General features: G+C 58.8%; 14 protein-coding genes. 4 read left to right on the forward strand and 10 right to left on the reverse strand.

Annotation, left to right across the window (positions count from 1 at the left end):
* Positions 1-63: 63 nt before the first annotated feature.
* The 4 genes from NMG70_RS02940 (at position 64) to NMG70_RS02955 (ending at position 4,058) form a co-directional block, all read left to right on the forward strand.
* Positions 64-1,290: an ROK family transcriptional regulator gene (locus NMG70_RS02940; RefSeq protein ID WP_254023134.1), complete on the forward strand. Its 1,227-nt coding sequence runs from the start codon at positions 64-66 to the stop codon at positions 1,288-1,290.
* A 3-nt stretch (positions 1,291-1,293) separates the two neighbouring features.
* Positions 1,294-1,740 (forward strand): RbsD/FucU family protein, encoded by a 447-nt coding sequence (locus tag NMG70_RS02945; RefSeq protein WP_254023135.1) that lies wholly within the window; start codon positions 1,294-1,296, stop codon positions 1,738-1,740.
* Entirely contained in the window at positions 1,737-2,660 is a 924-nt protein-coding gene (locus NMG70_RS02950; RefSeq protein WP_254023136.1) for a carbohydrate kinase family protein, read from the forward strand. The genes NMG70_RS02945 and NMG70_RS02950 overlap by 4 nt, the downstream gene beginning before the upstream one ends.
* Before the next feature lie 255 nt (positions 2,661-2,915).
* Positions 2,916-4,058, forward strand: coding sequence for a DegT/DnrJ/EryC1/StrS family aminotransferase (locus tag NMG70_RS02955; RefSeq protein ID WP_254023137.1), 1,143 nt, complete (start codon positions 2,916-2,918; stop codon positions 4,056-4,058).
* 50 nt (positions 4,059-4,108) lie between these two features.
* On the opposite strand, the gene NMG70_RS02960 is transcribed toward NMG70_RS02955, so the two are convergent.
* From NMG70_RS02960 to NMG70_RS03005, 10 genes are all read right to left on the reverse strand, one after another.
* A complete protein-coding gene (locus tag NMG70_RS02960; RefSeq protein ID WP_254023138.1) occupies positions 4,109-4,537 on the reverse strand; it encodes a type II toxin-antitoxin system VapC family toxin in 429 nt (142 codons plus the stop codon).
* Complete coding sequence (locus tag NMG70_RS02965) at positions 4,537-4,776, reverse strand: type II toxin-antitoxin system VapB family antitoxin (RefSeq protein WP_254023139.1); 240 nt, start codon at positions 4,774-4,776, stop codon at positions 4,537-4,539. Before NMG70_RS02965 ends, NMG70_RS02960 begins: the two co-directional genes overlap by 1 nt.
* 61 nt (positions 4,777-4,837) lie before the next feature.
* On the reverse strand, positions 4,838-5,632 hold the full coding sequence (gene cysQ / locus NMG70_RS02970) for a 3'(2'),5'-bisphosphate nucleotidase CysQ (RefSeq protein WP_254023256.1): 795 nt from the start codon (positions 5,630-5,632) through the stop codon (positions 4,838-4,840).
* 10 nt (positions 5,633-5,642) lie between these two features.
* The gene (gene cysN, locus NMG70_RS02975; protein ID WP_254023140.1) at positions 5,643-7,580 is read right to left on the reverse strand and encodes a sulfate adenylyltransferase subunit CysN; all 1,938 of its coding nucleotides are present in this window, start codon (positions 7,578-7,580) and stop codon (positions 5,643-5,645) included.
* A 2-nt stretch (positions 7,581-7,582) separates the two neighbouring features.
* Complete coding sequence (cysD, locus tag NMG70_RS02980) at positions 7,583-8,488, reverse strand: sulfate adenylyltransferase subunit CysD (protein WP_254023141.1); 906 nt, start codon at positions 8,486-8,488, stop codon at positions 7,583-7,585.
* A gap of 404 nt (positions 8,489-8,892) precedes the next feature.
* Entirely contained in the window at positions 8,893-10,212 is a 1,320-nt protein-coding gene (locus NMG70_RS02985) for an O-antigen ligase family protein (protein ID WP_254023142.1), read from the reverse strand.
* A complete protein-coding gene (locus NMG70_RS02990; protein ID WP_254023143.1) occupies positions 10,209-11,468 on the reverse strand; it encodes a tetratricopeptide repeat protein in 1,260 nt (419 codons plus the stop codon). The genes NMG70_RS02985 and NMG70_RS02990 overlap by 4 nt, the downstream gene beginning before the upstream one ends.
* The gene (locus NMG70_RS02995) at positions 11,356-13,731 is read right to left on the reverse strand and encodes a GumC family protein (protein WP_254023144.1); all 2,376 of its coding nucleotides are present in this window, start codon (positions 13,729-13,731) and stop codon (positions 11,356-11,358) included. The genes NMG70_RS02990 and NMG70_RS02995 overlap by 113 nt, the downstream gene beginning before the upstream one ends.
* A 51-nt stretch (positions 13,732-13,782) precedes the next feature.
* Entirely contained in the window at positions 13,783-14,553 is a 771-nt protein-coding gene (locus NMG70_RS03000; RefSeq protein ID WP_436798332.1) for a polysaccharide biosynthesis/export family protein, read from the reverse strand.
* The gene (locus NMG70_RS03005) at positions 14,553-15,362 is read right to left on the reverse strand and encodes a tyrosine-protein phosphatase (protein ID WP_254023146.1); all 810 of its coding nucleotides are present in this window, start codon (positions 15,360-15,362) and stop codon (positions 14,553-14,555) included. The genes NMG70_RS03000 and NMG70_RS03005 overlap by 1 nt, the downstream gene beginning before the upstream one ends.
* Positions 15,363-15,384: the final 22 nt, after the last annotated feature.

Below are 15,384 nucleotides of genomic sequence, written 5' to 3' on the forward strand. Positions count from 1 at the left end.
CAGTGTGGCGCCGGTCACTCATTCTGGCCAAAAGCATTGAGGAAAACGACGGGAGGAGAAGGGGTGGAGACCGGCATCACGAGGCACGGTTCGCCCGAGGCAGCCAAAAGCCGCATTCACCGCGGCACCAACCAGAGCGGCATGCGGGACCACAATGAGCGGCTGGTGCTGTCGCTGGTGCGTCAGCACGGCAGCCTGGCCAAGTCCGACATTGCGCGCATGACCGGACTTTCGGCCCAGACGGTTTCGGTCATCATGCGCGAGCTCGAGGAGGACAACCTTCTTGTCCGCCAGGCGCCGCTGCGCGGCAAGATCGGCCAACCTTCCATTCCGATGGCGCTCAATCCCGATGGCGCCTATTTCATCGGCCTGAAGATCGGCCGTCGCAGCGCCGAACTCGTGCTGATCGATTTTCTCGGCAATGTGCGCTCGATGCTGCAGCATTCCTACCGCTATCCGGCACCGCGCGAGACGGTCGAATTCGTCACCTCCGGCATGAAGACGATGCGCGGCGAACTCACCCCGGCGCAGGACAAGCGCATTGCCGGACTTGGCATCGCCATGCCGTTCGAATTGTGGAGCTGGGCCGATACGGCAGGTGCGCCGCGCGACGTCATGGACGAATGGCGCCACCGAGACATCCGCGCCGACATCCAGGCACAGTGCGAATTCCCGGTCTACCTGCAAAATGACGCCACCTCTGCCTGCGGCGCCGAACTGGTGTTCGGCAAAGCGGGCACGGCACGCGACTTCGTCTATTTCTATATCGGTGCCTTCGCCGGCGGCGGTATCGTGCTGAACGGTCACCTTTTCGGCGGACCGACCGGCAATGCCGGCGCGCTGGGTTCGATGCCGGTGCCTGGACCGGACGGCAAGCCGACCCAATTGATCGACGTGGCGTCGATCGCCATGCTCGAAAAGGCACTCAACGCGCGCGGCGTCGAAGCCTCACATCTGTGGACGTCACCGGAGGATTGGGGCGAAATCGGCGTCGAGCTCGACGATTGGATCGCCTGCGCCTCGCAGGCGCTCGCCTATGCCATCGTGGCGGCGTCATCGGTTATCGATTTCGAGGCGGCGGTGATCGACGGATGGATGCCGAAGGCCGTGCGGCGCCGGCTCGTCGATGCCGTTATCGATGCTATCGGCAAGATTGACGGTGAAGGCCTGAAGCTTCCGGCCGTGCGCGAGGGGACTGTCGGCATTCATGCACGTGCCTTGGGCGGTGCCAGCCTGCCGCTTTCCGAGCGCTTCCTCATCGGCTCGACCACGATTTCCAGGAGTGCCTGAGCTATGCTGATCGGAATCCCGGTGCTGCTCGGTCCGGAGCTGCTGGCGACGCTGCGTGCCATGGGTCATGGCGACGAGATCGCCCTTGTCGACGGAAACTACCCGGCGAAAGAGCAGGCACACCGGCTCATCCGTGCCGACGGTCATCATCTTGTTCCGATGCTCGACGCCATCCTCAGCGTATTGCCTGTCGACGACGCAGTGCCAGAGGCGCTGTTTCGCGCCTCGGTCAAGGGTGATCCCCTGCTTGCCGATCCCGTTCATCACGAGATGGAGGCGATCTGCGCCAAGCGTGCTCCGGGCCGCAAGGTGGTTGCGCTTGCTGGCGCCGACTTCTATCAACGGGTCAGGTCCGCGCACGCGATCGTCGCGACAAGCGAGCCGCGGCTCTACGCCAACATCATCATCCGCAAGGGTGTGATCTATCCGCCGGAGAACAGGAAACCATGATCCTCTGTTGCGGCGAAGCCCTGATCGACATGCTGCCACGCACCACGACGGAGGGCGAGCCGGCCTTTGCGCCCTATGTCGGCGGCGCGGTGTTCAACACCGCAATAGCGCTCGGCCGGCTGGGAGCGCCCGCCGGTTTCTTTTCCGGCCTGTCGACGGATCTGTTCGGCAGCCAGTTCAAGGACGCGCTGGGGGCAAGCCAAGTCAGTTCCACCTATGCGCACACATCGCCCCGGCCGACCACGCTCGCCTTCGTGCGGCTGGACAACGGCCAAGCGACCTACACGTTTTACGACGAAAACACAGCCGGACGCATGCTGACAATCGACGATCTGCCGAAACTCGGCAGCGAGATCGAAGCCATGCTGTTCGGCGCCATCAGCCTGATCTCTGAGCCGGCCGGATCAGCCTACGAGGAATTCATGCGGCGCGAGCACAGCCGCCGCGTCATGATGCTCGACCCCAACATCCGGCCGAACTTCATACCGGACAAGGCCAAGCATCTCAGGCGCATCCGCTCGATGATGGCCGTGGCCGACATTGTGAAACTGTCGGACGAGGACCTCAACTGGTTCGGCGAGGCCGGCTCGCACGAGGACGTCGTCCGCAACTGGCTGGAGCGCGGCCCGACACTGATCGTTGTTACCCATGGCAGCGAAGGTGCCGTCGGCTATACCAGGGATCACAAGGTCACGGTCGTGCCGGACAAAGTCGAGGTGGTCGATACGGTCGGCGCCGGCGACACGTTCAACGCCGGAATCCTGGCCTCGCTGCACGAGCAAGGGCTGCTGTCGAAGGAGGCGATCGCCAATCTGTCGGAAGACGCCATCCACAGGGCGCTGGCGCTTGGCGCCAAGGCTGCGGCGGTAACCGTATCGCGGGCCGGCGCCAATCCGCCCTGGCGGCATGAAGTCGCCTGATTGGAGGGCGATGCGCTGAAGACGCGCAGGACGTCAATCACTTTGTGTTTCGCCCAGCCGAGCGCGTGCGACACGAAGGCCGTGTCGTGCGCAGCAAAGCCCCGGATTTCCGGCGTCTGATGCGGACCTGTCGAACTGAGAGGTAACAGGCTGCGACATTTGAGCAATTCGTGGTTTTGTTCTTGCAGCTTTCTCGGCTGGCGCAACTCTGCTACCAGCGGCCGGTTATCAGGCTAATACCGTTTTGAGGCCGACATGCAGTTCATCGATCTAGGCGCGCAGCGCGAACGAATCCGCGACAGGCTGAAAGCCGCCATCGACCGCGTCGTCGACGAGGGTCGCTACATTCTCGGACCTGAGGTCACCGAATTCGAAAACAAGCTCGCCGCCTATGTCGGCACCAAGCATGTCGTCGCCTGCGCCAACGGCACTGACGCACTGCTGTTGCCGCTGTTTGCGGCCGGCATCGGCCCAGGTGACGCGGTGTTCGTGCCGAGCTTCACCTTCGCCGCCACGGCGGAAGTGGTGGCGCTGGCCAAGGCCAAGCCGGTTTTCGTCGATGTCGACCCCCAGACCTACAATATCGACATCGCCAGCCTCGAGGCGGCCATCGCCATGATCAAGGCGGAAGGCCGGCTGAAGCCAAAGGCGATCATTCCCGTCGACCTGTTCGGGCTCGCCGCCGACTACGAGGCGATCATGGCCATCGCCAATCGCGAAGGGCTGATGGTGATCGAAGATGCCGCGCAGGCGATCGGCGGCTCGACCGACGGCAAGATGCTGGGTTCGTTCGGAGCGGTCGGCTCGACCAGCTTCTACCCGGCAAAGCCGCTCGGCTGCTATGGTGATGGCGGCGCGATGTTCACCAACGACGATGCGCTGGCCGAACAGCTCCGCTCGTTCGCCTTCCACGGCAAGGGCGAAACCCAATATGACAATGTCCGCGTCGGCATCAATTCGCGGCTCGACACTCTGCAGGCGGCGATCCTGATCGAGAAGCTGGCCATTCTTGAAGACGAGATGGTTGCCCGGCAAGCGGTCGCCAAGCGGTATGCCGAAGGCCTCGGCGACATCGTCAAGGCGGCGCGCAACCTGGACGGCGGCCGTTCGGCCTGGGCGCAATATGCCATCGAGACGCCGAAGCGCGACGGGCTGAAGTCGCATCTCGGGGAAAAAGGCATCCCGTCGGTGATCTATTACGTGAAGCCCTTGCACAGTCAGATCGCCTACCGCGATTATCCGCGCACGCCGACAGGCCTTGCCGTTTCGGAGGAACTGCCGAAGCGTATCCTGTGCCTGCCCATGCATCCCTATCTGAGCGAGGCCGACCAGGACCGAATCATCGAGACGATCCGCAACTATATCGGCTCGAATTCGGCGCAAATCGCCGCCGCGTAGAGCCTCGCGCGCGGCCACGGTCTAGCCGGTATGCCCTCCCCCGTATTATATCAGGTTTTGGCACGCACAGTCGCGACATCGGTAAGCGCAAATCCCGCATCTATGGTCAGGATCGGCGCCCGGTAGGATTTCGCGGTGGCATAATGGAAGCAGTCGGCGAGATTGAGCGCACTATTCCGTTCAGCGTCCGGATAGCGGTGCCGTCCATAACGATCGAAGGCTTGCAGCGCGGCGGTCAACTCACGGCTCGAAATCGCCAGAACCTGGACCCCAGCCGCTTCAAGGAACTCCTGCACTCGCGCTTCAGCTTCCGCCATGGGAATGCGCTTTTTGCGAAAAAGTCCAACTGTCGCCTCCCATGCAGCCACGACCGATGTGACCGGTCGGGGCGAGCGCGCGGCATCGAGCGCCGCCGCGAGATCCTCGGCCTCAGGCTCTTCCGTCATAGTGGCGATGATTGCCGACGCATCGACGAACATCAGTAGCCACCGCTGAGGTCATCGAAAAACGCCCTGTCCGCCGCAAGGCCGGTGTCCGGATAGGCCGCGATCTTCGCGCGCAAAGGCTTCAGCCGCTCCCATAGAGGGATCGCCTCCTCGGCACGGCGCAATTCGTTCTCCAGGGCCAGCTTCACGGCAGCCGTCTTGCTCAAGCGCGTGCGCGCTGCCAGCTTTTCGGCAAGCGTGTTTACCTCTTCACTGCGAATGTTGAGCGGCACAGCGAATTCTCCCGCGTGTAGACGTACATATAACAATGCCAACACGTGATGGCAGCTGCAGTCAGCCATCGCGCAGGCCGGCCACTTTGCCGCTGGCGATGAAATGCGGATTGGCAAAATCCTCGTCATCGATCTGGTTGCGCTTGCCGTAGGTGAGCGGCTCACCGTCGAGCGTGCACGTTATCCCGCCTGCCGCGCGCAGCACCGCATCGCCGGCCGCGGTGTCCCATTCCATGGTGCGGCCGAAGCGCGGGTAGACGTCGGCCTCAGCGCTGGCGACAAGACAGAATTTCAGCGACGAGCCGACCGAGACGATCTCGGCAGCGCCGACCGTGCGGATATAGGCTTCAGTCTCGGGCGTATTGTGGGACCGGCTGGCGACGACGGTCAGTGGCGTCACACCCGTTCTGACCGAAATCGGCCGGCGGCCGATGATCTGGTAGTCACCACTGACCTCAATCGTTTCCGCCCTGCCCGGCCGGCCGGAAAAAAAGCGTCCGGTGCATGGCGCGAAGACGACACCGATCTCCGGCACGCCGTGGCGAACGAGCGCGATGTTGACGGTGAAGTCGGTCCTGCGGTTGACGAATTCCTTGGTGCCGTCGAGTGGATCCACCAGGAAGAAGGCGTCGTCGAGATCGGGCGGCACGATGCCGGCCGATGCCTCTTCCTCAGCCACGCAAGGGATATAGGGGAACGCAGCGCGCAGCCCGTCGAGAATGATCTTTTCGCTCTGGCGATCGGCTGCGGTCACCGGCGAGCTGTCTGATTTCTGGTCGACAGCGCAGCCGGCATCGAAGACGCGCATCACCTCTCGCCCGGCCGCCAAGGCAAGGCGCTCAAACACGCCGAGCATCAATTCGTTGTCAGATGCCGCCGCCGCTATCGTATTGGTTTTCGGCAATGTCGCGCTCGTTCAGCCAGAGTTCCAGGGCCTCTACCATCTCCTCGGCAGACTTGCCGAGTGTCTTGAGATGGATTTCCGGATTTTCCGGGGCTTCATACGGTGAATCGACGCCGGTGAAATTCTTGATTTCGCCATTCAACGCCCGCGCATAGAGGCCCTTCGGATCGCGTCTGGCGCATTCCTCAAAGGGTGTGTCGACAAACACCTCGACGAATTCACCGCTGGCCATCAATTCCCTGGCCATGCGCCGCTCGGCGCTGAATGGCGAAATGAAGGAAACAATGACGATCAGCCCGGCATCGGCCATCAGGCGCGCCACTTCGGCCACGCGGCGAATGTTCTCGACGCGGTCGGCGTCGGTGAAGCCAAGATCGCGATTGAGCCCGTGGCGGACATTATCGCCATCCAGGATGTAGGTGTGGCGGCCGGTGGCGAACAGCTTCTTCTCGAAAAGATTGGCGATGGTCGACTTGCCCGAGCCAGAGAGCCCGGTGAACCAGAACACTGCGGGCCGCTGGTTCTTCAGATCGGCGCGGCCGTTCTTGCCGACATCGAGCGATTGCCAGTGGATGTTTTCGGCGCGGCGCAGCGAATGCAGGATCATGCCGGCGCCGACCGTGGCGTTGGTGATGCGGTCGATCAGGATAAAGGCGCCGGTCGTGCGGTTCTCGGCGAACGTATCGAAGGCGATCGGCGCCCGCGTCGAGATGTTGCAAATGCCGACCTCGTTCATTTCGAGCGACTTGGCCGCCTCATGGGCAAAATCGTTGACGTTGACGCGGTATTTCAGGTCGGTGACAGTAGCGCTGGTCTGATCGGTCTCCGTCCGCAGGATATAGGAGCGACCCGGCAGCAGCGCGTGCTCGTCGAACCAGACAATGTTGGCGGCGAACTGGTCGGCGACCTGCGGCCGCGCCGCAGGTGACACCAGCATGTTACCGCGCGAGACCTCGACCTCGTCGTCGAGAACAAGGGTGATGGCCTGGCCCGCCACCGCCTGGCTCAGATCGCCGCCATGCGAGACGATGCGCCTGACATGAGCGGACTTGCCGGATTTGGCGACAACGACCTCATCGCCTGGTGAGACCGAGCCGGACGCAATCGTGCCGGCAAAACCGCGAAAATCGAGATTGGGGCGATTCACATACTGCACCGGAAAACGGAACGGCAGTTCGACAACGGCTTCATCGACTGACACGGTTTCCAGGTGTTCGATCAGCGTCGGGCCGGAATACCATTCTGTCTGTGCCGAGCGACTGGAGACGTTGTCGCCGTAACGGGCAGACATCGGGATGGGCACGATCGTTTCGAAGCCGAGTTTGTGCGAAAATTGCCGATAGTCCTCGACGATCCGTTCGAACACCGCCTTGTCGAAGCCGACGAGATCGATCTTGTTGACGGCGAGCACAATTTGCCGGATGCCCAGCAGCGAGGCGATGATAGAGTGGCGCCTTGTCTGGCGCAGCACGCCTTGCCGGGCGTCGATCAGAACGATGGCCAGATCAGCGGTCGACGCGCCCGTCGCCATGTTGCGCGTGTATTGTTCGTGGCCAGGCGTATCGGCAACGATGAATTTGCGTTTTGGCGTGGCGAAAAAGCGATAGGCGACGTCGATGGTGATGCCCTGCTCGCGCTCGGCCTCGAGGCCATCGACCAGCAGCGCGAAATCGACGTCGTCGCCCGTCGTCCCGTGCTTGCGCGAATCACGCTCGAGCGCAGAAAGCTGGTCCTCGAAAATCTGCTTGGTGTCCGAAAGCAGGCGCCCGATCAACGTCGACTTGCCGTCGTCGACGGAACCGCAGGTCAGGAAGCGCAGAAGCGATTTTTGTTCCTGCACCGCCAGATAGTCACGAATGCCGTCGGTGGGGGCCAGGCTCTCGGCCGTGATGTGGCGCATGCTCAGAAATACCCCTCGCGCTTCTTCTTTTCCATCGAGCCTGCTTCATCACGGTCGATCAGGCGGCCCTGCCGTTCGGAGGTGCGCGCCGTCAGCATTTCGCCGACAATGGCCTCCAGCGTGTCGGCGTCGGATTCGATCGCGCCGGTCAGCGGATAGCAGCCGAGCGTGCGGAACCGCACCAGCCGGTTCTCAACCATCTCGCCGGGACGCAGTTCCATACGGTCGTCATCCTTCAGAATGAGCATGCCGTCGCGTTCGACGACCGGTCGCTCCTTGGCGAAATAGAGCGGCACGATCGGGATGTCGTCCTGGAGAATATACTGCCAGATATCGAGTTCGGTCCAGTTCGACAACGGAAACACCCGGATCGATTCACCGGTCGCGATGCGGGTGTTGAATATCTTCCACATCTCCGGCCGCTGGTTCTTCGGATCCCAGACGTGCTGGGCGTTGCGGAAAGAGAAGATCCGCTCCTTGGCGCGCGATTTCTCCTCGTCGCGCCGCGCCCCGCCGAAGGCTGCATCGAAGCCGTATTTGTCGAGCGCCTGCCGCAGCGCCACGGTCTTCATCACATGGGTATGGGTGTTCGAGCCGTGGTCGAAGGGATTGATGTTGTCGCGCACACCATCCTCGTTGACATGGACCAGGAGATCGAAGCCGAGCTTTTGCGCCATCTGATCGCGAAAGGCGATCATCTCGCGGAATTTCCAGGTCGTGTCGACGTGGAGAAAGGGAAAGGGCGGCTTGGCCGGATAAAACGCCTTCATCGCAAGATGCATCAGCACGGAGGAATCCTTGCCGACCGAATAGAGCATGACCGGCTTGGCGAAGGCCGCCGCTACCTCGCGAAAGATATGGATGGATTCAGCCTCAAGCCGCTGAAGGTGCGTAAGCGCGATATTCATGGACTGTAAGCGTTCTCTCGTGCCAATCCAGAGCTTGCATCGATGCATCAGGCGCAATTTTCAGAGGCCCGGTTCAAGCTTCACTTCTGGACGATGTTATTTTCGTGCAGGCGTTCTAGCAGATCGCCATGGTTTATAACAATGCGGGACAGGCCGGCGCTGGAGTGGTTCGGGAATGAATTTTCCACGCAGGAACCAAAACCCGGAAATTCCTGCTCAGCGGGCGATGGGCTTGGCGGCCCAAGAAAAATACTCCTGAAGGGCCGAGATCAGCCTGTGCGGGGACAATCGCAATCCTCTTCTGGACGCAGTCCTGATGATCTTCCTGATTTCCGCGACATATCCTGGGTCAGGACGCTACCTACCTGCCGCTGATGAAAGAGCGGAGCCGTCGCCAGGAGGCGCTACGACGAAGCTCCGATCGGAACAAACAACTTGTCACCGTTGTGGTCGATCTCGATCAATTCATTCTTCTGGGCCGAACGGGCCGCAAATCCTTTGTGGAAGATAATGGCGTTCATAAAGGCAAACGTCATTGCAAGCGCCTCGGTCCGCAAGGGATAATCGACGAGTGAATGGATGAGAAGAAACGACACGGAGAGAAACGCCGCCTTTTGAAGGGGATCGCGACGAACTCTGGCAAGCGCCATAAAAAGCATCACGAAATAAAGCGCCATCAACAGAACAGCAAGAGCTCCGCCTTCGAAAGCTATTTCAAGATATTCATTGTGAGCATGATTTACATATTGCTTGAAAATCATCTCCTCCTTTTCATATATCTGGTAGGCCTTTTGAAAATTTCCAAACCCAACGCCGGTTGCCCAATTCTCTTTGATCCCCTCAATGGTGGTGCGAGCAAACTCTCCTCGCCCGAAAGCTGGATCGATCGCGTCGGCATCGATTTTCGTCCAAGCGCCTATCGTATAGACGGAAAGGCCTATGAAAACGGCAAGGATGCTGAGCCCACTCACCCTAGAACGCGCTGAAAGAAAGACTATGGACAGTACGGTGATCGCCAACCCGATCAGAACGCCGGCACGCGAACCGGCGGCCAAAAGGAGCAGCAAAAGCGTGGCCAGCCCGAGCGATCCGGACAAAAGATGTCCTCGGAACAAACCGTAATAAGCGACAAAGGGGATAGACACAAAAAGTAATGCCGCAAAATGATTCTCGTTGGCAAAAAGCCCGGCATTGATCGTGAAAGGCAACAATCCCTCTATGGCGATGTCATCCGAGAGCGAATATTGAATCGCGCCTGCCAGGCCGTTGCATATGACACCCATAAAAAAGAACGGCAGAAGTGCATGGACCTGCCCGGCGCGCAAACGCAATACGCTCAAAAAAAACGCCGCCCACGCCACCAGATACAAAAGACATTCGATCGTCCGTCCAACGCCGACACTGACGAAACGAAATCGGGTTTCTCCAACCAGCCCGGAATCTGCGAGCAACAGCTCCGGTCGCAATCCGCTGAATATCGCCGCAGGCAACGGAACAATTTGCAAGGCCACCAGCGCCACGGCCAAGGCCAGCAGCCGCAGAATAGAATGGGGGACTCTTTGGCCAGAGGTCTGTGAGAAGACCGCCGCTGCCGAGACAATTGCCGCGACCTCAATCAGCGTGTCCGTGTAAAGGCCGCTTGCAGTGCCACCGCCGATCAGCAGCGATATAAACAGGACCGATCCGAGGAGATATTTATCCCATTCCGATGGCCGGTCGCTCAAGATGAAAGTCTCTCGATGCTCAATTCGTGCATTACCAACGTGCCGACATATCGAAAGCGCCAGCTCTCGGCAATGGCGGCAGTTTCCAGCTTCAATAATTGCATGGGGCACCCAGCCGGTCCAACGGAAAACTCCAGACTGAGCGCCTGACGATTATATGTGCCCTCCGGAATATTGAACCGCGCTATTTCGCCGGCCGACCCCACGCACCTGATCGACCAGAACAACTCCTTTGGAAGCTTCAGGTTTCTTGCAGACGCAGCCAGAGAAATCTTGTAGGAGCCTGGAGGCAGTTGGATATACTGCTGAAGAGCTGTGTCCTTGACGGGCGTATTCAGGAAACGGACCGTCGCCCCCCGCTCACCTTCGACCGCGTCTTTGGATGCTGCAAACGTAACTTCCAGGCCCGACCGATCGCCGACGTGCCAATCAAAAGGCTTGCCGCTGGACACAGGCTCAAACGTGCTGTTGAAAATGTATCCGCCTAATTTCCGTTCCTGATCGGACAGGCTGAAAAGAAACAAGCGGTACGCTTGTTCATATTCTTTGTGACGAATATTGCCGTGCATCACATAGATCAATTCGCTCGAGTTTGGTGGCGCCCTTGACCCGGTCAAATCGAGCAGCAGCCGATTTGCGAAATCGAGCCCGTCGGGGGTTTTGCTCAGCGCGACCAACAGTTTGGCCCTCCAGGGCGCCGCGGCTCTGATGGCTGCCAGCACAGCCTGGTATCCGTCGGGGTTCGAGAGGATTGGCGGGAGCCCCTCGGCAATCGCGGGAAATTGATCTGGCCATCGCCGCAGCAAAATATCGATCTCGCCGACAGCCCCGGACAGATCGCCCGTTTCTATCGAGCGGCCTATCGACCTCTGCAGCGCGTGGATCTCGGTCTTCGATAAATTTCGAGCCTGGTCGAAAAATCCATAGGCTTGACCTTTTTCACCCTGTCGGTACTTGATCTCGCCGATCAGGCTGTAGAGACGTGCGTCCGCAAGGTCAAAACGAAGAGCGCTTTCGGCCTTGGCAAGCAATGCGTCGAGATCGGGAGCATTGCTTGTATCGTTCAGTTCGTGGGTAATTTCGCCTATCAAGGCATTGACGTTCAACGGATCCAGCGCGAGGGAAACGGTTGGCGTTTCGGTTTCAAGAAACCGACTTAGCCCGATCGACGAAGCCGCCAACGCTAGAACGGATGCGACGAACCAAACGCCTGAGCGCCGGAGATTTTGCATAAGCGGGCTGGTCTGCTCCGTCATCGACTTTGCCCTCAATTTTCGGGGTGCCGTAGTTATAATACTGGTAGTCCATGTATTTGTAGGCGTAGTTGTAGTCGAACTTGTTCACAGCGAACTTCGACATCGCGGCTCCGACCACATTCGCTCCGGCAGCTCGCAGGCGCTTCAACGCCGTCTTCGCCGACTTGCGCGTCACCTGATTGGTAGAGATGACCATCAATGTGCCCTCGGCAAGCCGGCTGAGAATGGGGGCATCTGAAAGGCCGACGATCGGCGGGGCATCGATTATAACAAGATCGAAGCGCTTGCCGAGATTGGTGACGATCAGTGCCATCTTCGGCGAAGAGAGCAGGTCGGCAGGGTTCGGTGGGATCGTTCCGGAGGTCAGAACGGTCACGTTGGGATATTTCGTCGCCCTGAAGATGCTTGCCAGATCCTCTTTGCGGACGGTATTCGTCAGCAGATTGCTCAGCCCGATTGTGTTGTCGAGACCAAACAGCCGATGAAGGTTGGGCTTTCGCAGATCGCCGTCGACAATGAGAACCCTCGCACCGAGCGCGGCAAAATCCTGCCCGAGCTTGAACGACGTGGTCGACTTGCCTTCCGAGGGTTCCGAACTCGTGACCAGCAGCGATCGCGGCGCCCCTTCGGCGCCGGAGAACTGCAATGACGTTCGAAGCGAACGGTAGGCTTCGGACAGTCCTGATTTCTGATCGGCGATGCTGGCTATGAGTTCCCGGTCATCGACAAGCGGCAGGATGCCGAGCATCGCCAATCCCAATTCCTTTTCGATCTGCTCAGGATTGGTGAAGGTGTTGTTCAACAACTCGATGACATAAATAATTGATGCGCTCAAAGCCATGAAAAGAAACAGAGCGATCGCAAGATTAATGGTCAATCGCGGAGAATAAGGGCCATTGGGCGGCGTGGCGAAATCAACGATTGCGGCACTTTGTGACCTGAGCTCTGAGCTGACGCCAACCTCGTTCAGCTTGGCAATAAGGCTGTCATACTGCGACCTATTGGAATCAACCTCGCGCTTCAGGATCGTGTATTTGATGTTTTTGTCGTTGAAGATGACCTGCTGCATCTCCATCTCGGCGAGCTTTGACTTGAGGTCGGCTTCCTTGTTCTGAGCTTCCTGGTATTTCTGTCGCAGCGAATCGGTTATAGTCAAAACGCCATTGTTATAAAGCCGTTGCAGTTCCTTGATCTGCGCTTGAAGCTGCTGCATCTCTGGAAAGCCAGGCTTCAATATGCCCAATTTTTGTTGATACTGGCTGGTTAAATTGGCCAGTGTGTCGCTGAGCTTCTGCAGACCTTCGCTTTCCAGGACCGGGCCAAGGCTCGCGCCGCGACCTTTGTCGATTTGTTCCACCACCCGGCCGGCATCGAGACGTTCCTGGATTGCCGTCGCGAGCGCGGTGTTCAAAGCCTCTATGTTCGATCCAATCAGCGACTTTTCGTCGCCGGTTATCGTGATGCCCGCATCCTTTGCGTAGGCGACGAGTTCCTCCTCCGACTTCTGCAGCTTTTGCTTTACCTGCAAAACCTGTTCCTGGATGAATTGCCGTGCCAGGTCTGAGGTTTCACTGGTCTGATCGAGGCGCTGGTCGATAAAACTCTGCGCAACCTGATTGGCTATATCGCCTGCATACTTCGGTTTCTGGTCGGCAAACGTAATCGACAGCAGGCTGGTGTTGGGGACCAAATTGACTGTGAGGTCACCTCGAACGCGACCGATTGCAATCGCCTCACGTTCCTCCGGGGTTGTCTCTTCAATGGAAGGCGATTTGGAAATTCCGAACGCACGATAGAAAATATTGCTAAGCGAGAAATCCGGCGTTGGAAACAGGAAATCCGGCTTTTCGCTAAGCCCTAGTTGGAACACCACGCGCTGCGCCAAAGCCCGGCTTTTCAGCTTTTCCCGGGCGGTTTCAAAGACCAGATAGTCGTCGCTGGCTTCAGAGACCACTTCGATGTCCTTGAAGACCTTGGCCGAAGGAACAAGCACTTCCAATTGCGCTGTTGCCCGATATTTTGGCGTCTGCATCATGGTAATGACGATGCCGGCGACAAGCCCGCCCGCCGCCATCATGACAATCAGCCATCGATACTGGACAACGTAAAACAACAGCCTGAGTGGATTAAAGCCCTCGTCCTGCTCCGCGTAATCGCGACCGTAGGGGCTATAGTTTTGCGCACCGTCATAATACAGGTCGGCAGACAAGGCTTGGCCATGCCCTGGACCTGCAATTTGGTGCTGTCTGTTACGATCGAGCATTACGTGACAACCTTGGGTTTGTCTCTGGGCTTTATTTTGACCGGCCGTGCTTTACAATCCCGGTACTACCGCAAGTCTCGCTGCACTTGATGCAACCCCAAGAGCGTCCTTGAGATTGTTCATAGCAATTTTCGATTTCGAGGCGAAGACGACAATCTTGTCGCCACCATAGATGCGTGGATTGCGGCTCTTGCCGGCGCGAATCTGCTCCACATCGTAATTTGCGACCAATGTGTTTGTGCCGATATTGCGGTAAACAAACACCTTTTTTGCATCGCCAACGGCATTGAACCCTCCAGCAAGGGCGACTGCGTCGATAAGAGACGAATTGCTCGACACCGGAAAGATACCGGCCTTGGTGACTTCGCCGTCGACGGTAATGCGCTGTCCGATCGACTCCTTGATGTAGACCGACACATCGGGCGACTGCAGATAGTTGACGCCATAGGCCGTTTCGATTTCCTGCTCAAGCTGACGAACGGTCTTCCCTGCCGCGGTGACGGTCCCGATGAGTGGAAGCGAAATTTGCCCGCCGGCGTCGACTTGGACGGTTCTGTTCAGATTGTCGACCTGGAACACATTCACCTCGAGCACATCGTTCGGCGACAAAGGCTGCTCATTGCCGTTCTGGGTGTCCTGCGGCGCAGGCAGTTCCTTTACGACCTGCAGGGCGCCGCCGCCCGAGAGTGGCGCTGACGATGACGTCAGTTGCAGCGCATCGACCGGCGAAGATGATGTCGTCGACGAGGTGCTAGTGCAGGCAGATATCGAGAGCGAAGCGAGCAAGACACATGTCGTGCAGCTTTTTGCGAAAACACCCATTACGCGGTCCCACCCTTCAACAAGCGACCCAATCCTGCAAAGCGACCGACGTTGCCGGGGCCTGGGTTTTTCGAGCGTGCCTTTCCGACCGGCTCGAGAGGCCGGTTCGCCAATATTTCGCCTGGACGTTTCAACACCATGTTGCGGGCCTCGTCTTCCCCACATCGCTTCGCCGCCGCTGCGACGGCCTGCGCAAGCCCAGGCCGTCGGCGGGTGGCGCCATGGGTGTCTGATGCGATAATATCTACCCTGCCTTCGTCAATCAGCTTTTCCGAATAGTAAAGCGCTGTACGTCCAAAAGCACCAACAATCGAGTCTGCCGTAAGCTGAACAAGGCAGCCGATTGCATTTAACCTTTCGACAATATCGTAATTTGCTTTGATCCAAGTTAACCGCTCAGGATGGGTAAGAATCGGAATGAACCCGGCGTTTATGAGGCGCAGAGCCAGATCTTCGAGCCTTGGCGGCAAAACGTGATGCGGCGGTTCGAATAGAAAATAACGAGATCTGTTCAAGGTCGGCACGCTACCTAGCGCCAATTGCTCCGGAAGATCCGGCGCTATATGCACGTCGGCGCCAACGTAAAGCGCAAGCGGTATTGCCGCGCTATGGAGCGCCTGCTCCAACCGTTGAACCGCTCGGGCAATATTTGCCGATCCGTTTTCATACATACCCGGCACAATATGCGGCGTACACGCCATATGGGTCGTTCCATCTGCCACCGCCAGCCGCGCCATTTCCAGCGATTCGGCAAGACTGGACGAGCCGTCATCAAGACCGGGCAGGATATGGGAATGCAGGTCGATCATTGACGTTTGTGGCCACACCCAA

It is taken from the genome of Mesorhizobium ventifaucium (assembly GCF_935822925.1).
GTDB classification, from domain to species: domain Bacteria; phylum Pseudomonadota; class Alphaproteobacteria; order Rhizobiales; family Rhizobiaceae; genus Mesorhizobium; species Mesorhizobium ventifaucium.